Source organism: Nitrosospira sp. Nsp14 (genome assembly GCF_900113575.1).
Taxonomy (GTDB): Bacteria; Pseudomonadota; Gammaproteobacteria; order Burkholderiales; family Nitrosomonadaceae; genus Nitrosospira.
The window spans coordinates 144454-160412 of the sequence record NZ_FOPV01000003.1 but is presented as its reverse complement, the minus strand read 5'-3'; the positions used below and the strand labels follow the sequence as shown (position 1 = coordinate 160412).

At 54.4% G+C, this 15959-nt stretch carries 19 protein-coding genes; 11 read left to right on the top strand and 8 right to left on the bottom strand.

The genetic code is table 11. The features are described 5' to 3' along the window. Positions 1-171 precede the first annotated feature (171 nt). From BM022_RS15025 to BM022_RS03170, 4 genes are all read right to left on the bottom strand, one after another. Positions 172-543 carry a hypothetical protein gene (locus BM022_RS15025; RefSeq protein WP_143079508.1) on the bottom strand — a complete coding sequence of 124 codons (372 nt, stop codon included), beginning with the start codon at positions 541-543 and terminating at the stop codon, positions 172-174. A 162-nt stretch (positions 544-705) separates the two neighbouring features. Beyond that, a complete protein-coding gene (locus BM022_RS03180) occupies positions 706-1494 on the bottom strand; it encodes an inositol monophosphatase family protein (RefSeq protein ID WP_091136812.1) in 789 nt (262 codons plus the stop codon). Between the two features lie 113 nt (positions 1495-1607). Next, positions 1608-2231, bottom strand: coding sequence for a DUF421 domain-containing protein (locus BM022_RS03175; protein ID WP_256208871.1), 624 nt, complete (start codon positions 2229-2231; stop codon positions 1608-1610). Positions 2232-2569: 338 nt separating this feature from the next. Next, the gene (locus tag BM022_RS03170; protein WP_091136809.1) at positions 2570-3067 is read right to left on the bottom strand and encodes a hypothetical protein; all 498 of its coding nucleotides are present in this window, start codon (positions 3065-3067) and stop codon (positions 2570-2572) included. A gap of 97 nt (positions 3068-3164) precedes the next feature. Here BM022_RS03170 and BM022_RS03165 point away from each other — a divergent pair, with 97 nt between their 5' ends. The 4 genes from BM022_RS03165 (at position 3165) to BM022_RS03150 (ending at position 6902) form a co-directional block, all read left to right on the top strand. After that, positions 3165-4436 (top strand): SDR family oxidoreductase, encoded by a 1272-nt coding sequence (locus BM022_RS03165; RefSeq protein WP_091136807.1) that lies wholly within the window; start codon positions 3165-3167, stop codon positions 4434-4436. Positions 4437-4447: 11 nt separating this feature from the next. Beyond that, positions 4448-4900, top strand: coding sequence for a DUF2269 family protein (locus tag BM022_RS03160; RefSeq protein ID WP_256208869.1), 453 nt, complete (start codon positions 4448-4450; stop codon positions 4898-4900). A gap of 54 nt (positions 4901-4954) precedes the next feature. Beyond that, positions 4955-5545: a cysteine hydrolase family protein gene (locus BM022_RS03155; protein ID WP_091136804.1), complete on the top strand. Its 591-nt coding sequence runs from the start codon at positions 4955-4957 to the stop codon at positions 5543-5545. Positions 5546-5738: 193 nt separating this feature from the next. After that, the gene (locus tag BM022_RS03150) at positions 5739-6902 is read left to right on the top strand and encodes a DesA family fatty acid desaturase (RefSeq protein ID WP_091136802.1); all 1164 of its coding nucleotides are present in this window, start codon (positions 5739-5741) and stop codon (positions 6900-6902) included. Positions 6903-7051: 149 nt separating this feature from the next. Here BM022_RS03150 and rpmG read toward each other — a convergent pair whose 3' ends face one another. Genes rpmG through radC form a run of 3 tightly spaced genes read right to left on the bottom strand, consistent with a single transcriptional unit; the run spans position 7052 to position 8222 of the window. Then, positions 7052-7207, bottom strand: coding sequence for a 50S ribosomal protein L33 (rpmG, locus tag BM022_RS03145; RefSeq protein WP_091136800.1), 156 nt, complete (start codon positions 7205-7207; stop codon positions 7052-7054). Between the two features lie 45 nt (positions 7208-7252). Beyond that, on the bottom strand, positions 7253-7489 hold the full coding sequence (gene rpmB / locus BM022_RS03140; protein WP_091136799.1) for a 50S ribosomal protein L28: 237 nt from the start codon (positions 7487-7489) through the stop codon (positions 7253-7255). A gap of 58 nt (positions 7490-7547) precedes the next feature. Further along, entirely contained in the window at positions 7548-8222 is a 675-nt protein-coding gene (radC, locus tag BM022_RS03135; protein ID WP_091136797.1) for a RadC family protein, read from the bottom strand. A 115-nt stretch (positions 8223-8337) separates the two neighbouring features. Between radC and coaBC the strand changes: the two genes are divergently transcribed. The 3 genes from coaBC to BM022_RS03120 are packed head-to-tail and all read left to right on the top strand — an operon-like array spanning position 8338 to position 10432. Beyond that, the gene (coaBC, locus tag BM022_RS03130; RefSeq protein ID WP_091136796.1) at positions 8338-9552 is read left to right on the top strand and encodes a bifunctional phosphopantothenoylcysteine decarboxylase/phosphopantothenate--cysteine ligase CoaBC; all 1215 of its coding nucleotides are present in this window, start codon (positions 8338-8340) and stop codon (positions 9550-9552) included. Continuing rightward, positions 9546-9998 carry a dUTP diphosphatase gene (gene dut, locus BM022_RS03125; protein WP_091136794.1) on the top strand — a complete coding sequence of 151 codons (453 nt, stop codon included), beginning with the start codon at positions 9546-9548 and terminating at the stop codon, positions 9996-9998. The genes coaBC and dut overlap by 7 nt, the downstream gene beginning before the upstream one ends. Beyond that, positions 9998-10432, top strand: coding sequence for a DUF192 domain-containing protein (locus BM022_RS03120; RefSeq protein ID WP_091136792.1), 435 nt, complete (start codon positions 9998-10000; stop codon positions 10430-10432). The genes dut and BM022_RS03120 overlap by 1 nt, the downstream gene beginning before the upstream one ends. 23 nt (positions 10433-10455) lie before the next feature. Here BM022_RS03120 and ffh read toward each other — a convergent pair whose 3' ends face one another. Beyond that, positions 10456-11805, bottom strand: coding sequence for a signal recognition particle protein (ffh, locus tag BM022_RS03115; RefSeq protein WP_091136790.1), 1350 nt, complete (start codon positions 11803-11805; stop codon positions 10456-10458). 65 nt (positions 11806-11870) lie between these two features. Here ffh and BM022_RS03110 point away from each other — a divergent pair, with 65 nt between their 5' ends. The 4 genes from BM022_RS03110 to coaE all read left to right on the top strand — a co-directional run bounded on the left by BM022_RS03110 (position 11871) and on the right by coaE (position 15934). Further along, complete coding sequence (locus BM022_RS03110; RefSeq protein WP_091136788.1) at positions 11871-12698, top strand: cytochrome C assembly family protein; 828 nt, start codon at positions 11871-11873, stop codon at positions 12696-12698. A gap of 329 nt (positions 12699-13027) precedes the next feature. Then, positions 13028-14314: an HlyC/CorC family transporter gene (locus tag BM022_RS03105; RefSeq protein ID WP_091136786.1), complete on the top strand. Its 1287-nt coding sequence runs from the start codon at positions 13028-13030 to the stop codon at positions 14312-14314. Between the two features lie 154 nt (positions 14315-14468). Next, the gene (locus BM022_RS03100; protein ID WP_091136785.1) at positions 14469-15329 is read left to right on the top strand and encodes a prepilin peptidase; all 861 of its coding nucleotides are present in this window, start codon (positions 14469-14471) and stop codon (positions 15327-15329) included. Between the two features lie 2 nt (positions 15330-15331). After that, on the top strand, positions 15332-15934 hold the full coding sequence (coaE, locus tag BM022_RS03095; RefSeq protein WP_091136783.1) for a dephospho-CoA kinase: 603 nt from the start codon (positions 15332-15334) through the stop codon (positions 15932-15934). Positions 15935-15959 lie beyond the last annotated feature (25 nt).

The following is a 15959-nucleotide window of genomic DNA, read 5'->3' as shown; positions in this document are numbered from 1 at the left end:
TTATGGGCGAAAAATCCGCTGAGTAATCGGCTAATCGGTTTCCTGTTTTCCTATCTTGGAAGCGGCGTTCCCGGCGGGATTCTGGCAGCCTCTTCCGGGCTCAGTCTGCCGTCACGATCGATGTCCGCCGCTTCTCTGTTCGCCCGGTCCAGTTTGTCCTTTGCAGGATCGCTAATAACCGTAGAGCCGGCACGACCCTGCCCAGGTGAAGGTGAAGGTGAAGGTGGGGGTAGAGGTCGCGGTTGTGTAATCCTTGATCCGCTGGTAGGCGGCGCGGGCAGAGTAGAGCCTGTGTGACCGCCCGGCGTCGGCTGCCCGATGAAGGGACCGCCCATTCCCTCCGGTCCCGGAGGCTGCCCGATAATGGCGCTGCCCTGACTCTGCCCAGGCGGGTTGGTAGTTGAGGGTGGGACTTGCGCTTGAATCGCGCCAGCAATGCTTGCAAAAAGAAATACCGACGCGCATTTCACCGAGCGAGCCGGGAACGCGGAAAATATTCGAAGGGATTTCATGAGTGCTTTCCTCGTCCGGGTTTGGCGACAATGAAAAATGTTACGTTCACCTAGCCACGCGTTCAGTGCGGCATCGCACGTATTAAACCCTGCCAGTAAAAGTACGAAAGCATCCTGGTCGACTCCGCAACGCTATCGATACGATGTCATTTGAACAACGGACGTGAATCGAGCAGGAGACGCAATTTTTTCGTCATGATGTGGCCAGCGCATCGATCGCCGCATCAAGTAAGGGTTTGGTTGCCGCCGCAAGTACCCGGTCACCTGAAGCCAAGCCGAGCGCGCGGCCATTCCAGTCCGTTATCCACCCACCGGCCCCTGTAACTACCGGAATCAAGGGGAGGTAATCGCAGGGTTCGAGGCCGGATTCCACCACCAGATCGCAGTGCCCGGAGGCGAGCAAACCATACGCATAACAATCGCACCCTCGGTATGCCACGGCCGCGCGCTGGCATAGGGTATCTATCAGATTCGCTTCAGCATGAGGAGCCGGATGAGGCGTGCTCAAATAAAGCCGCGCCTCTTCGATGAGATGACAGTGACTTGCTTTGACCACGCGAACTTGGTCACGATCAATGAATTTCGCAAATTTTCTATCTCCGATCCATCGTTCTTTCAATGCGGGAAGATCGATCAGCCCGATAATGGGCTCATTCTGAAAGACCAAACCAATAAGAATGCCGAAGAGGGGATTTGCCATGGCGAAACTCCCGGTGCCATCTATAGGGTCTATCACCCAGTTGTAGTCGCCGGCACGCATGCTGCCGTATTCCTCCCCAATAATGCCATGATGAGGGTATCGTTCGCGAATAAGCTGACGAAGCGTACACTCGATTTCAAAATCCGCCACTGTGACCGGGCTCTGGTCGGGCTTGCAGGAAATTTCCAGAGGGCCGCGAAAATACCGGCGTGCGATCCGGCCTCCAACATCGGCCAGATATTGAGCGAACCCTAACGCTTGCTCGTGCTCAATGGGATCCATTGCTTCCTTGCGTCGCCTGAATGGTAAGGAAAGAACGGCCGGTAATGAGGTGAGGCCGGGTAGCGCATCGGAAGGACGAAGATACTGGTAGGGTCCAACGTGTCAGAAGTTCGCTATACCGGGCTTTTACCCGGTGATCTGCGGGAGGGTTGTTCCGGCTCTTGGCCGTCGCGGCGCAATACGCTGATTTCGCCATCGTCTTCCAGATAAGCCACTTTTATATCGTCAAGTTTTTCAATGCCATGTTCGCGCAGTTTCGTTTCCAATTCAGAAGAACTTATTAACTCCTGCCGCATGGCTTTGCGTTGCAGTTTGCCGTCGCGTATGAGAGCCAGCGGCGGCGGTTCGACCAGTCGACGGATTGCGGGGAAGTGAAAACTCATCCAGTCCAGCAGGTAATTCCATCCAGCAATGGTGGCGACAAGAACGCAGCCATCAGTAATTGAATCGTAGCCTCCAGACATCCCATTGCTTGCGGCATCTGCAATCAGGACAACCAGCATCACATCGGCAATGCCGATCGCACCGATGTCGCGCCGAAGGACAAATCGGAACAGCAGGAATATGAACCAGTAGATGACTGTTCCCCTTATCACCATCTCGGCTGGATTAACTGAAAAGCCAAAAAGATTGGACCAGTCGATCATGCTCGGCGAGTGAGGTTGGTCTTGGTTGGTCTTAGAATGGACAATCTGGCGGAATGAACCCCCGGCGAGCTTGGCGGCGTCGACCGTCAAGCGGTGTTGTGCTGAGGCGAAATACGACTGGATGCACTATCCGGGCAGCAGCGCCGACGCGCTATATCGGTGTTTGCCGATAGTTAATCTGGAGCGGGCCTGCATTCGCCAGTACGCAAAGAGCCAGTACGCAAAGATCATAATAGCCGGGCTACAGTCTTTCTTTCAGTGCGATAACGCACATTCCCCGGCTTTACGTTTCAGTAAAGTGAAGGCCTCCCCGGGCATGGGGCGGTCCTGGGCCAGACCGGTGTTTTGGGCACGATTGCCCAAGAGGGTCGCAGCGCTATTGCCGGTTTATCGGCAGCGTGAATACTGTAGTGATATTGCTTTTTTGACTAGGCGGGTTCACGGGATCTTGAATAATGGTCTAGTAACGCTGTCGCCGCCAAGCCGAGAGCGAACGCCGCGTAAACAGTAAGCAGCGATCGCTTCGAGAGGCGGCGCTCGAATCCAGGCGTGAGTCGCTGTGGAGTGAAGTGAAAGTCGACGGTGTAAGCGGCCGTCGTTATTACGGCGGCGGGTGCCAGCACCGCCATAGCGTTCCGGGCAGGCGGCAGGCGTTGGCGTAATTTCTCATACCAGGTTGCCCAAAAAACAGAGGCCGAATGGTGTATCAAATAGCCGACGATCGTATAGCGAAGGCTGAACTGGTTCTGATACGGGGCGTGCCGCCCCCATATCCATTGACTCGGGCCGTTGAGGGGCGCTGCCGATCTGTCCAATTCGGCTTTGCCCAGCATCGAAAGCGCGACTGTTGACGTGATGCTCGCCACCGTACCGGAAACGAGCGCGTTTCCAAAGGCATGTTTCCAGCGCGTTAGGGGACCGTTCATGGTTAAAAATATAGCTTATTTTTTGTCTCTTATGATACGCGCGCGGCATTACCTGCTCGTATTGTAGGGCAAAGGGTGAAGCTCAAAATATCCAAAAATGGCAACGGTGTTGATTACAGGCGCGAGCGGTTTCATCGGCAGCCACATTGCTGAGGCGCTGGCTGAGGCTGGGCACGAAGTCAGGTGCGCGGTAAGAAAATGTCCGTCCACCGGGCGATGGCGCCAGTTCCGCTGTGTTCCAGCTGATTACACGCGCGATTTCGATCCCGTCGTCTGGCAAAGACGGTTGGGGGGTATAGATGTCATTGTCAACGCAGTGGGAATTTTGCGGGAACACGGGTCCCAGACCTTCGAAGCCCTTCATGACCGCGCGCCGCGCGCCCTTTTCGCGGCCGCCGCCGGAGTAAGGATTGTGCAGATATCCGCCTTGGGTGCCGATGAGCAGGCGAGCAGCCAGTATCATCTCAGCAAAAAAGCTGCGGATGACGCCCTGCTGGCTTCATCAAACAACGCGGTGATCGTGCAGCCGTCGCTTGTATACGGACCAGGCGGGACGAGCGCCCGGCTGTTCAATATGATAGCAAGCTTGCCTCTGATTCCGTTGCCGGGCACCGGCGACCAGGCCATACAGCCCATACACATCGACGACCTGACCCAAGCGGTGGTGAGGCTGGTGGAAACCGATCGCTATCAAGGTCAGCGTGTCCCGCTTGTTGGTCCCGAACCTCTTACATTGCAGCGATATCTGGATGAATTGCGGCATTCCATGGGGTTGGGTCCGGGAAAGTTTTTGCACATTCCTGCGCGCTTGATCGATTTTTCTGCGCAAATGAGTCAATGGTCTGGAAAAGGAATGCTCGATCTCGACACATGGCGGATGCTTCAGCGGGGTAACACGGCTGATCCGGGCGCGACGAGCGAACTTCTCGGGCGCGACCCCAGGCGGGTGAGTGAATTCACATCCCGCTGGAGCGCGGAGGAATTGCGCGTGTCAGGGATGATGGCTTGGCTGCAGCTCGTCCTGCGGATATCGCTCGCCGCCGTCTGGCTGGTGGCAGGTGTCGTATCGATGGGAGTGTACCCGGTGGAAGAGAGCTATGAGTTGCTCGCACGAGTGGGAATTACTGGCGGCCTCGCGCCCGTGGCACTTTATGGCGCCGCCGCCCTGGATATTGCATTTGGCCTTGGAACTCTATTTTTGCAGCGCCGAAAGTTTCTATGGATAGCGCAGACGACACTGATCGCTGTCTATACCGTCACCATTACTTTTTATCTGCCCGAATTCTGGTTGCATCCGTTTGGGCCGTTGATAAAAAACCTGCCTATCCTGGCGGCAATACTGGTGCTGTACGAGTTGGAAAAGCAGTAATGGAATACATTATGGCGAAATGGCTTCATATTCTCTCTTCAACCTTACTCTTTGGCACGGGTATCGGCACGGCCTATTATATGATTTGCGCGAGTCGGACGAGGAACCCCCCGATCGTGGCTGCCGTGGGGAAAAACGTAGTGACAGCGGACTGGCTGTTCACCGCAACCACAATTGTTATTCAGCCCCTTACCGGGTTTTACCTCGTCTTCCTCGCGGATATCCCATTAACAGCCCGCTGGATATCCTGGTCGATAGGCTTATACGTTATAGCCGGGGCCTGCTGGATACCGGTGGTGTGGTTGCAAATAAGAATGCAGCGGCTGGCGGCTGAGGCAAGCGACCGCAAAAGCCATTTACCAGATTTGTATTGGCGCTACTTCCGCCTCTGGATTGCGCTCGGCATTCCTGCGTTTTTTGCGCTGGTGGTCGTGTTTTACCTCATGGTGGCCAAGCCGGTATGACCCACGATGGCTGTGTTTGAGCGTGCGTAAAATGATGAGGAAGCTGATCCAGCGATGAACGATGAATGCGTGCTCCATAAATGCGATCTCGCACTCCTGCTGATCGATGTCATTAATGATCTCGAATTTCAGGATGGAGACAAGCTCGCTGCCACCGCCGTGCCTGTGGCTGGGAATATTGCGCGGCTGAAGCTCGAGGCGAAAAGCAATGGCGTGCCCTGTTTATATGTGAATGACAATTTTGGCCAGTGGCAGTCCGACTTCAAGCATCTCGTGTCGAGTTGTATGAGAGATGGCATACGCGGCGCGCCCTTGGTCAAGCAATTTTTACCGCAACGGGACGATTATTTTGTTCTCAAGCCCAGACACTCGGGGTTTTTTCAAACACCGCTGGACCTTTTGCTGCGGGATCTGGGGGCGCGACAGTTGATTCTTTGTGGACTCACCACTGATTCATGCGTTTTATTCACCGCAAATGACGCATATTTGCGCGGCTTTGATATTCTTGTTCCAGCGGACTGCAGTGCCGCGATGTCCGGGAATCGACATACCGCTGCGCTCGGCCAGATGCGAAGAACGCTGAAAGCGGTTACTGTCGAATCGCCGCATATCGACTTCAAGAGATTATTGAACCAACACGCGTAAGCCCAGTCTTTACCTAAGTCCAGAGCTACTTCTTCCTAATGACCGCCCTGTCCATCTGCTGGGTTTCTAGGATCCGTTCCAGCGTCATGATGAATGTCGTAGATGATAGTATTTCTTGACTAATCGCTCATTTTTCATTACATTTCCGTTTGGTTTTTCTTCCGCAACTTACTCAAAAAAAGGTTGTAATTTCATGACTTTAGGTCTTGTGGACTTGCCTTGGTGGGGCTATGTTCTGGTTATTCTGGGTCTTACCCATGTAACAATCGCCAGCATCACGATATATTTACATCGCCATCAGGCACACCGTTCGCTGGAACTGCATCCCTTGCCCAGCCATTTTTTCCGTTTCTGGCTGTGGCTTACCACGGGCATGGTGACCAAGGAGTGGACAGCAATACACCGCAAGCACCATGCCAAGTGCGAAACGGTGGATGATCCCCACAGCCCCCAGATTGTTGGTATTCGGAAGGTTCTGAGAGAAGGGTCGGAACTTTACCGGGCGGAAGCGAAGAACAGGGAAACGCTGGAAAGATATGGTCATGGAACCCCGGACGACTGGCTGGAGAGGAATCTCTACGACAAGCACAGCCGTAAAGGCGTCGCGCTGATGCTGATCATCAATATCATTCTGTTCGGCCCCATGGGGTTGACAATCTGGGCCATACAGATGGCATGGGCTCCGATTTTTGCAGCCGGTATCATCAACGGCGTAGGTCACTTCTGGGGTTATCGCAATTTTCAGGCGGAAGACGCCAGCCGTAATGTTGTTCCCTGGGGGATTCTTATCGGTGGGGAGGAATTGCACAACAATCATCATGCGTATGCCACGTCCGCCCGTTTGTCCAATAAATGGTATGAGTTTGACATCGGCTGGATGTACATATGCATACTTAAGTCGCTGGGACTGGCTCAGGTCAAGAAGGTCGCGCCAAAACTACGGCTGGATGCAGCAAAAACGAAATGCGACCTGGATACGCTGCAGGCGGTCATTTCCCATCGCTACGAAGTCCTGGCAAAGTATGCGCAGTCTCTGAAACATACCCTCGCGAAGGAAATTGACCATCTAAAAGACGCGTCTCTAGGCGTTGACCGCTCCACCCTTAAACGATGGGTGCTTGCAGATTCCAGAACTTTGCAGGAAGACGAGCGCATAAAGCTGAATCTGGTGCTGAGCAAGACTACGACGCTGGATAAGGTTTACAAGATGCGTGAGGAACTCGCTGCAGTATGGCAACGCTCGACCATGTCCAAGGATGAACTGGTGAAGCAGTTAGAGGATTGGTGCCACCGTGCGGAGGAAAGCGGCATTGAAGTGCTGCAAAATTTCTCCCGTAGACTGCGGTGCTATGCATAGCTAAACAAAAGATTTAAGTAAAAAACCCGCCGACGGCGGGTTTTTTTATGGCCAAACACTTTGACACTTTGCTGTGAGTCTGCTTGGATTTACCGAGGCTTATCCGTTTCCGCGTTTCATGCGACAGATGTTACTTGACGCGACAGATGTTACTTGAGTTTCGTTTCCTTGTACTTGACGTGCTTGCGCGCTACCGGATCAAATTTCAGAATTTCGATCTTCTCCGTAGTGGTACGTTTGTTCTTCGTGGTCGTGTAGAAATGCCCTGTTCCCGCGGAAGATTCAAGCTTTATTTTTTCTCGCATAATAATTTGTCCTTATATTCCCCAGCCTGGAAATAGCCTTATGGTTTAAATGCGGTCGCCACGGGCGCGCATCTCAGCCAGCACCGCGTCAATACCGTTCTTGTCTATGGTGCGCAGGGCGACGTTTGACAGGCGGAGGCTGATCCAGCGGTTCTCACTCTCAACCCAGAAACGGCGGCGCTGCAGATTGGGTAGAAAGCGTCGCTTGGTCTTGTTGTTGGCATGGGAAACATGGTGACCGGTAACAGGTTTCTTCCCGGTGATTTCACATACTCGTGCCATGATATACGCTCCAAAATCCTAAACAAATATTATAACCCGAATTGGAGCATTTCCTCAATCATATCAATCCGCGCTCAGCAAACGACATGACCGATCCAGCGCCAACAATAAAATGATCCAGCACGTTTACATCCACCAGCGCAAGCGCCTGCTTCAGCGATTGAGTCAGGATCTCGTCCGCGCGGCTCGGTTCCGCGAGACCCGACGGATGGTTATGGGCGAATATTATCGCTGCGGCATTATGATGAAGAGCTCTTTTCACCACCTCGCGCGGATATACGCTCGTTTGGGTAAGGGTCCCTTTGAACAGTTCTTCCGCGGCGATAGTCCGATTCTGTGCATCGAGAAAAATCCCTACGAAGATCTCATACTTCTTGCCTTGAAGGGTGAGACGCAGGTAGTCGCGTACCGATTGTGGTGAACTCATGGCGTCTCCACTTTTCATTTTCTCTGCCAGGGCTCGCCGCGCCATTTCCAGCACTGCCTGTAATTGGGCGTATTTTGCCGGCCCCATGCCGCGTACTTCGGAGAATGCTGATTGATCCGCCGAAAATAACCCCGTCAAACCGTCAAACTCCATAAGGAGTTCCCGCGCCAGATCGACTGCGCTTTTTCCGGCCATGCCCGTACGCAGGAATATCGCCAGAAGTTCCGCATCAGAAAGGTTGGCGGCGCCATTTTTCAGGAGTTTCTCACGGGGACGTTCCGACTCGGGCCAGTCTGAAATTGCCATGATGTGTTAGTTCGCTGCGTCTATTAAGGTATTATCGGCAGATCGCGCCGTCTCTGTAATGAAATGAGGGTTCTAGGTTAAACTCCGGCTTCTTGGCAATACGATTCCTTGCGATATGACTGATACGTTCTTACCCGGGATCAAGCTGGTTCTGGGGCTGACCGGCGGCGTGGCGGCATATAAGGCCGCTGAGCTGGCGCGGCTTCTCATGCATGCCGGCGTCGACATTCAGGCGGTGATGACCCGTTCGGCCTCCAAATTCGTCGGCACAGCGACATTGCAGGCATTGACCGGTAAGCCCGTACTGACCGAGCTCTGGGACGAGGCCATTCCCAATGGCATGGCGCATATCGACCTCTCGCGTAATGCAGACGCGATTCTGGTTGCACCGGCAAGTGCGGATTTTATTGCCAAGCTCGCGCATGGTCTTGCCGATGACCTGCTCTCTGCCCTGTGTCTTGCGCGCGACTGCCCGTTGCTGGTTGCGCCGGCGATGAACAGGCAAATGTGGGAAAATGCGGCAACTCAGCGCAACATCGATACGCTTCGATGCGACGGCGTAACAATACTTGGGCCAGGTAGTGGCGCCCAGGCGTGCGGCGAGACCGGCATGGGGCGAATGCTCGAAGCACATGAACTTGCCGCGTCCGTACGCGTTTTTTTTGGACCCAGACTGTTACAGGGCAAGCGGGTGCTTGTCACGGCAGGCCCTACGTACGAGGCTATCGATGCGGTCAGGGGAATTACCAATTTAAGTTCCGGAAAGATGGGCTATGCGGTAGCCCGTGCGGCAGTGGAAGCAGGTGCCGATGTCATTCTCGTTTCCGGCCCGGTGTGTTTAACACCCCCCTCAGCCTTGAAGCTTGTCAGCGTCACCAGCGCTGAAGAGATGCTTGCTGCTGTAAAAGATCAGATTTCGGACGTGGATATTTTTGTCAGCGTGGCGGCAGTGGCCGACTACCGCGCAAAAACCACCAGCGGGCAGAAAACCAAGAAGACGGGTAACAATATTACATTGGAGCTTACGCCGAACCCGGATATCCTGGAGTACGCGGCGAGTCTTCCCCAGCCGCCTTTTTGCGTCGGATTTGCTGCGGAAACTGAAAATTTGGAGGAGAACGCTGAGGCAAAGCGCCGCAAGAAGAAGTTGCCTCTGCTGGCTGCTAATTTTGCCCAGGATACCATCGGGTCGGAGGAATGTGAACTGACCTTGCTCGACGATTCGGGGAAACATCTGTTACCGAAAGCGCCGAAGCTTGTGCAGGCTCGGCGTCTGGTCCAACATATCGCGTTACTGCACGAGAAAAACAACTTAACGGGACCATGTTAAAAAAAGTAGATTTGAAAGTTTTGGACTCGCGTCTGGAACGGTTGCTGCCCGCTTACGCCACGCCTGGCTCCGCCGGGCTTGATTTGCGCGCGTGCATCGAACATGTAATGACCATCGAGCCGGGGGAGGCCAGCCTCATCCCCACCGGCATCGCCCTACACCTCACCGATCCAGGCCTGGCGGCGCTCGTGCTCCCCCGTTCCGGTCTGGGTCATAAACATGGGATCGTGATGGGGAATCTCGTCGGCTTGATCGATTCCGATTACCAGGGTCAGATACTTGTGTCCTGCTGGAACCGTGGGAAGATTCCGTTTTTGTTGAATCCGTTGGAGCGGATCGCACAACTCGTCGTGGTGCCGGTGGTGCAAGTCGCTTTTAACGTAGTAGATGAATTCGAGCAAAGTCACCGGGGTTCAAACGGCTTCGGCAGTACAGGGAACCATTGATGCGTCGGCTCTCGGCCTTTTTGTTTTGTTTTCTGCTTGCAGGGCCTGTAGCCGCGGAACCGGCGTTACGCCAACTCGAGGTCTCCGGTCATGTGTTAAACGTAGAGGTTGCGCATACTCAGCCTGCGCGGGCGCGTGGACTGATGTTTCGTCAATCGTTGCCTGAAAATAGCGGCATGCTGTTTGTATTTCCCCAGGCTGGACCGCATAGCATGTGGATGATGAATACGGATATTCCGTTGAGTGTCGCCTTCCTGGATGAAAGAGGGGTGGTCCTCAACATCGCCGGCATGATGCCCCGCACGGCAACGGCACATCGTTCCGCTGGCTCGGCAAAGTATGCGCTTGAGATGAATATCGGCTGGTTTACCGCCAGAAATATCAAGGCGGGTACCAAGGTGACAGGGCTGGACAAAGTACCTGCAGCCGAGTGATCCGTCGTCACACGGAATGATCTTCACCGTATTCCGGGCAGCATCCCTTTCAAGCCCCGGAGCATTTTCGTCATCCCTCCCTTGCTCATCATTTTCATCATCTTCTGGGCCTGCTCGAATTGCGACAGCAAGCGGTTGACTTCCTGTACAGTAACGCCCGCTCCGCTGGCGACGCGGCGTTTCCGCGATGCCTTCAGAATTTCGGGCTTGGCGCGCTCCTGAGGGGTCATTGAATTGATGATGGCTTCGGTGCGGCCCATCACCTTGTCGTCGATTTTCACATTCTGGGCAGCCTGGCTCAGTTGGGCGGGTAGCTTGTCCATGACGGCGCCCATGCCACCCATGTTTCTCATCTGTTGAAACTGCATTTTGAAATCGTTCAGATCGAAGCTTTTGCCCGATTTCATCTTTCTTGCGAGTTTTTCCGCCTCGTGCTGATCCACGCCCCGCTGTGCTTCCTCGATCAACCCCAGCACGTCTCCCATGCCCAGGATGCGCGACGCCATCCGATCGGGGTGAAATTGCTCCAGTCCCGCCAATTTTTCCGCGACACCGGCAAATTTGATGGGTTTGCCGGTGACGTGAAGCACCGATAGCGCCGCGCCGCCACGGGCATCGCCGTCAAGTTTAGTCAGAATGACCCCTGTCAGCGGCAGTGCCTCGGCAAATGCGCGGGCAGTGTTGACGGCATCCTGTCCCTGCATGGCATCCACGACAAACAACGTTTCGATGGGGTTCAAAAGCGTTTCCAGGTCGCGAATCTCCTGCATCATTGCTTCATCAATCGCCAGGCGTCCGGCAGTGTCAACGATCATGACGTCATGGAAATGCGTACGTGCAAAATTCAGCGCCGCCCTCGCTATTTCTTTCGGCTGTTGCCCCTGCTGGACCGGGAAGAAATCCGCACCCGTCTGCTCCGCGAGCAACGCCAGTTGCTGGATCGCGGCAGGACGGTAGGTATCGCAGGAAACGAGCATCACCTTTTTCTTTTTCTGTTCCATCAACCACTTTGCCAGCTTCCCGCTACTGGTCGTTTTTCCGGCTCCCTGCAGCCCGGCCATAAGGATTACTGCTGGCGGAACAGTAGAGAGGTTAATGTCAGCCTTCTCTCCGCCCATGAGGGCGATCAGTTCGTGGTGGACGACCCCGACGAGAGCCTGACCCGGTGTAAGACTACTAACCACTTCCTTGCCGACTGCTTTTTCCCTGACCCTCGCAATGAATTCCTTGACTACCGGCAAAGCGACATCCGCTTCCAGCAGCGCCATGCGCACTTCGCGCAATGCATCCTGAATATTGTTTTCCGTTAACCGTGCTTCGCCCTTGAGCGTTTTGATAACCCCGGAGAGCCGGTTGGTAAGATTGTCGAACATGCAAAATGCCTCTCTAGAAAAATTCGTGTAGACTAAACGGACTCCTGCTTTAGCCCGCAATATCAATGTCCGGTATTCTAGCGTATCTCGCCGCCTTCCTGCTGTATGCCCTCATCGGGTGGCACTTCTGGCGCACGCGGTGGAACGCGCCTGCGAAATTAGCGGGCGGTCCAGTCATAACGGCTGGATGGGAACGTTACGTCATTCTCGCGCCCCTCGTGCTTCATGGGTATACGCTTTATGACTCGATATTTGCTGGCGCCGGGTTAAACTTTGGCGTCGGGAGCGCGGTTTCTTCCATTGTATGGCTCACCGCTGTAATTTACTGGGTATCGGGTTTTTTCTACCGCCTGGAAGGGCTACAAACCCTGGTCGCGCCGGTCGCCGCTGTCGCGGTTCTGCTTCCGCTTGTGTTTCCTTCCCTGAGACCACTGGCGAACACGGAACTGCCTGCCTTCAAGGCGCACATCTCGATCGCGATGCTTGCTTATAGCCTCCTTACCATTGCCGCGCTTCATGCCCTGCTGATGGCAGTGGTGGAACATCGCTTGCATCATCCGGCGATGCCCACGGTAATGACCAATCTCCCGCCTCTTCTGACAATGGAAACTTTGCTGTTCCGTGTCATATGGGTGGGATTCATACTGCTGACGTTGACGCTCATCAGTGGGATTGTATTTTCGGAAGAGGTATTCGGCCAACCGCTCAAATTCACTCACAAGACGTTATTCGGCATCATTTCCTGGTGTGTATTCGCTGCTCTGTTGGCGGGTCGCCAATTTTATGGCTGGCGCGGACGTATCGCCATCCGTTGGACGCTTGCCGGATTTATTATCCTGTTTCTCGCCTATCTCGGCAGCAAATTCGTGCTGGAAGTGATTTTGCGGCGCTAAGGGATTGGGCCAAGGACCCGCATTATTCCGCTTGCACACTGCGTAAAATTAGGACAATCGCGAGGGCTTCCCCAGCGGTCTGCATTGTTACGCTCGTTGCTACGCTTGCAGCAAAAGCGGCGAGGGCAGAGCCACCAAGGCGCGACGGCGGATCGCAATCACCCAGGGATGGGGCGAAGTGGAAAAACCTCGGGACGTGCTCCTGCTGCAGGACTTTATATCTCCCCGAGAGCCACTGCTCCGCCGGCGCTGCCGGGGCGCGGCGATGCGTTCCCCTTGTAACCTGTATCTTGCTCTCTCCCTTTCTTTTTGCATAGAGGCGTTTCCCTTTGGAAGAGTTGCCGCTGTATGTGCTGCTGACAGTTCTGGCTGTCCTGTTGATTTTGTCGGCCTTTTTTTCCCTTTCCGAAACCAGCATGATGGCTCTCAACCGTTACCGGTTGAAGCATCTTGCGAAAGAGGGACACCGTGGTGCACGTTTGACTACCCGGCTCCTGGAGAATACCGACCGGCTTCTCGGCGTGATACTGCTTGGGAATAATTTATTGAACGCGGCTTCGGCCACGCTGGTGGCGGTTATTGTCTCCGTGCTCTTTGGACACAGCGATCTGGCGCTTCTATTGGGAACGGTGGCCGTCACCTTCGCGATTCTTGTGTTCAGCGAGATTACGCCCAAGGTGATTGCGGCCGCGTATCCTGACCGCATCGCGCTGGCATCCAGCTATGTGCTGACCCCGCTACTGAAGCTTTTCTATCCCGTCGTCTGGTTTATCAACCTGTTCGTCAAGTTATTGCTCACGGTTTTGCGCTTAAACCCGCAGGCCGAGGATGCGACACAGAAGATTAGTGTGGAAGAACTCAAAACCATGGTGCTGGAAGCCGGGCACTTCATTCGCAAGAAACACCAGAGCATGTTGCTCAACCTGTTCGATCTGGAAACGATCACCGTTGACGACGTGATGGTGCCGCGTGGTCAGATCGAGGCTATAGATCTCGATGCCGATGACGAAACCGTTCTCAACCAGCTGCTCACGTGTCATCACACGCGCTTGCCGGTATATCGAGGAACGCTGGATAACGTGGTGGGGATAATTCACGCGCGGAAGGTGCTAAACCAGATGAGAAGCGGCGAGATCAGCGCGGCGACACTCGGCAAAATCACGCGCGAGCCGTATTTCGTTCCGTCCGGCACCCCGCTGTTTTCACAGTTGCAATTATTCCAGGAAAACCGTGAGCGGGTGGGACTTATCGTTGACGAGTACGGCGAGTGGATGGGATTGGTTACGCTTGACGACATTGTTGAAGAAATTATCGGGGAATTCACCACGCATGCCCCATCTCATGCTGCGTTCCTCAAGCAGGAAAACGGCAGCATAATTGTGGAAGGCAGCAGCCTGCTTCGCGACCTCAATCGCAAACTCGGACTGAGCCTGCCTTTGGGCGGCCCGAAGACGCTCAATGGTCTTATTCTCGAATACTTCCAGGATATACCGGAGGCCGGAACCAGCCTTAAAATCGCGGGTTATCCGGTAGAGATCATTCAGACGCAGGATCGAGTAGTCAAGGTCGTGCGGATCTTTCCAGTTGCGCCAGCCGGCCCTGCGCAAGGAGGTTAGTAGGTCACCGGATTCTCAACCCGCCAGGGATTCGTGGAGAAATACTCTCGCAAGACTTGGTTAGCAATCGGACTGGCGCCCAGGCGCAAGCGTCACCAACTGTCAAAAAGCACCTCTGCGGCTACCCTCCCGGAGTTGGGCTATAGGTTTATTAATGTCCCTGTTAGAAGGCTTGCAAAGCTCCCAGATTTTTTTTATTTCCTTTTGTGCCCTCTTTGGGCTGATGGTGGGCAGCTTTTTGAACGTGGTCATTTACCGGTTGCCTAAAATGCTGGAGCAGCGCTGGCGACGGGATTGTGCCGAGTTGCGGGGCGAACCAGTGGAGGCATTGCCTCCTTATAATATTGTCATTCCCCGTTCCGCCTGCCCCCATTGTGGCGTCAGAATAGGCGCGCTTGAAAACATCCCCCTCGTGAGTTACGCGGTTTTAAGGGGCCGCTGTTCTCAATGTGGCATCTCTATTTCTGCGCGCTATCCAGCCGTGGAACTATTGACCGCCGTTCTCAGCGCCTTCATTGCATGGCATTTCGGTTTTGGATTTGCTGCTTGCGCCGCTTTGGTTTTTACCTGGGCGATGATCGCGCTGGCGTTTATCGATATCGATACTCAGCTATTGCCGGATGCCATCACCTTGCCTTTATTATGGTGCGGCTTACTGGTTAATGTGGGTGACGGCTTTACGAACATCCAGTCTGCAGTCGTCGGCGCCGTTGCGGGTTATCTTTCGTTATGGCTGATATATCAAGGGCATAAATTGATAGCTCGAAGGGAAGGTATGGGGCAGGGCGATTTCAAGCTGCTGGCGGCAATCGGTGCATGGCTGGGGTGGCAAATGCTACCGTTGGTGATTTTGTTTTCCTCGGTGGCCGGCGTCGTCGTGGGGACAAGCCTGGTGCTGGTTGCGAGACATGAATACCACGTTCCCATTTCGTTTGGTCCGTTTCTTGCAGGTGGAGCCATGGTAGCGCTGCTATGGGGTAACGAAATTAATCACATTTATTTCAGCTGGATTTAGCAATGTCTTCAGTAATTGGCCTGACGGGCGGCATTGGCAGCGGTAAGACGACCACCGCTGCGCTTTTTGCGGCGCGGGGCGCAGGTATCGTGGATACGGATGCGATTTCGCATCAGCTTACTCAGCCGGGAGGAACCGCGATTGCCTCGATTCGGCAGGCTTTTTCCGAAAGTCTCATCACTCGTGACGGAGGACTGGATCGTGGAGAGATGCGCGAGCTGATATTTCGCGATAGCAATGCCCGGCTCAAACTCGAAGGCATCCTGCATCCTCTCATTCGAGCTGAGGTAGCGCACCACGTGGCACTGCTCTCTACACCTTACGCCATAATCGTTGTGCCGCTGTTGCTTGAGACCGGGAGTTACCATGGAATGATTCGGCGCGTGCTTGTAGTGGATTGCAGCGAATGTGCTCAAATTAGCCGCGCCACGGCTCGCGCTGGCATGGACGAAAAGACCGTGCGCGCCATTATGGCTACACAGATGTCGCGCCAGGAACGTCTGGCACGGGCGGATGACGTGATTTTCAACGACGCGGATTTGTCTCAGCTGGAGCGGCAAGTGGACGCCATGCATCGGAAATATCTCGCTTTGGCCCCCTGTTGAGTTCCTGTCCGCGCTTGACATTTAT

What these genes read in the sequence shown, in the direction of transcription:
- radC (WP_091136797.1), bottom strand. Translation starts at nt 8,222, where the DNA reads ATGGCAATTTCAGACTGGCCCGAGTCGGAACGTCCCCGTGAGAAACTC.
- BM022_RS03155 (WP_091136804.1), top strand. Translation starts at nt 4,955, where the DNA reads ATGAACGATGAATGCGTGCTCCATAAATGCGATCTCGCACTCCTGCTG.
- rpmB (WP_091136799.1), bottom strand. Translation starts at nt 7,489, where the DNA reads ATGGCACGAGTATGTGAAATCACCGGGAAGAAACCTGTTACCGGTCAC.
- dut (WP_091136794.1), top strand. Translation starts at nt 9,546, where the DNA reads ATGTTAAAAAAAGTAGATTTGAAAGTTTTGGACTCGCGTCTGGAACGG.
- BM022_RS03120 (WP_091136792.1), top strand. Translation starts at nt 9,998, where the DNA reads ATGCGTCGGCTCTCGGCCTTTTTGTTTTGTTTTCTGCTTGCAGGGCCT.
- BM022_RS03180 (WP_091136812.1), bottom strand. Translation starts at nt 1,494, where the DNA reads ATGGATCCCATTGAGCACGAGCAAGCGTTAGGGTTCGCTCAATATCTG.
- coaE (WP_091136783.1), top strand. Translation starts at nt 15,332, where the DNA reads ATGTCTTCAGTAATTGGCCTGACGGGCGGCATTGGCAGCGGTAAGACG.
- rpmG (WP_091136800.1), bottom strand. Translation starts at nt 7,207, where the DNA reads ATGCGAGAAAAAATAAAGCTTGAATCTTCCGCGGGAACAGGGCATTTC.
- BM022_RS03170 (WP_091136809.1), bottom strand. Translation starts at nt 3,067, where the DNA reads ATGAACGGTCCCCTAACGCGCTGGAAACATGCCTTTGGAAACGCGCTC.
- BM022_RS03160 (WP_256208869.1), top strand. Translation starts at nt 4,448, where the DNA reads ATGGCGAAATGGCTTCATATTCTCTCTTCAACCTTACTCTTTGGCACG.
- coaBC (WP_091136796.1), top strand. Translation starts at nt 8,338, where the DNA reads ATGACTGATACGTTCTTACCCGGGATCAAGCTGGTTCTGGGGCTGACC.
- BM022_RS03150 (WP_091136802.1), top strand. Translation starts at nt 5,739, where the DNA reads ATGACTTTAGGTCTTGTGGACTTGCCTTGGTGGGGCTATGTTCTGGTT.
- BM022_RS03165 (WP_091136807.1), top strand. Translation starts at nt 3,165, where the DNA reads ATGGCAACGGTGTTGATTACAGGCGCGAGCGGTTTCATCGGCAGCCAC.
- BM022_RS03110 (WP_091136788.1), top strand. Translation starts at nt 11,871, where the DNA reads ATGTCCGGTATTCTAGCGTATCTCGCCGCCTTCCTGCTGTATGCCCTC.
- ffh (WP_091136790.1), bottom strand. Translation starts at nt 11,805, where the DNA reads ATGTTCGACAATCTTACCAACCGGCTCTCCGGGGTTATCAAAACGCTC.
- BM022_RS03100 (WP_091136785.1), top strand. Translation starts at nt 14,469, where the DNA reads ATGTCCCTGTTAGAAGGCTTGCAAAGCTCCCAGATTTTTTTTATTTCC.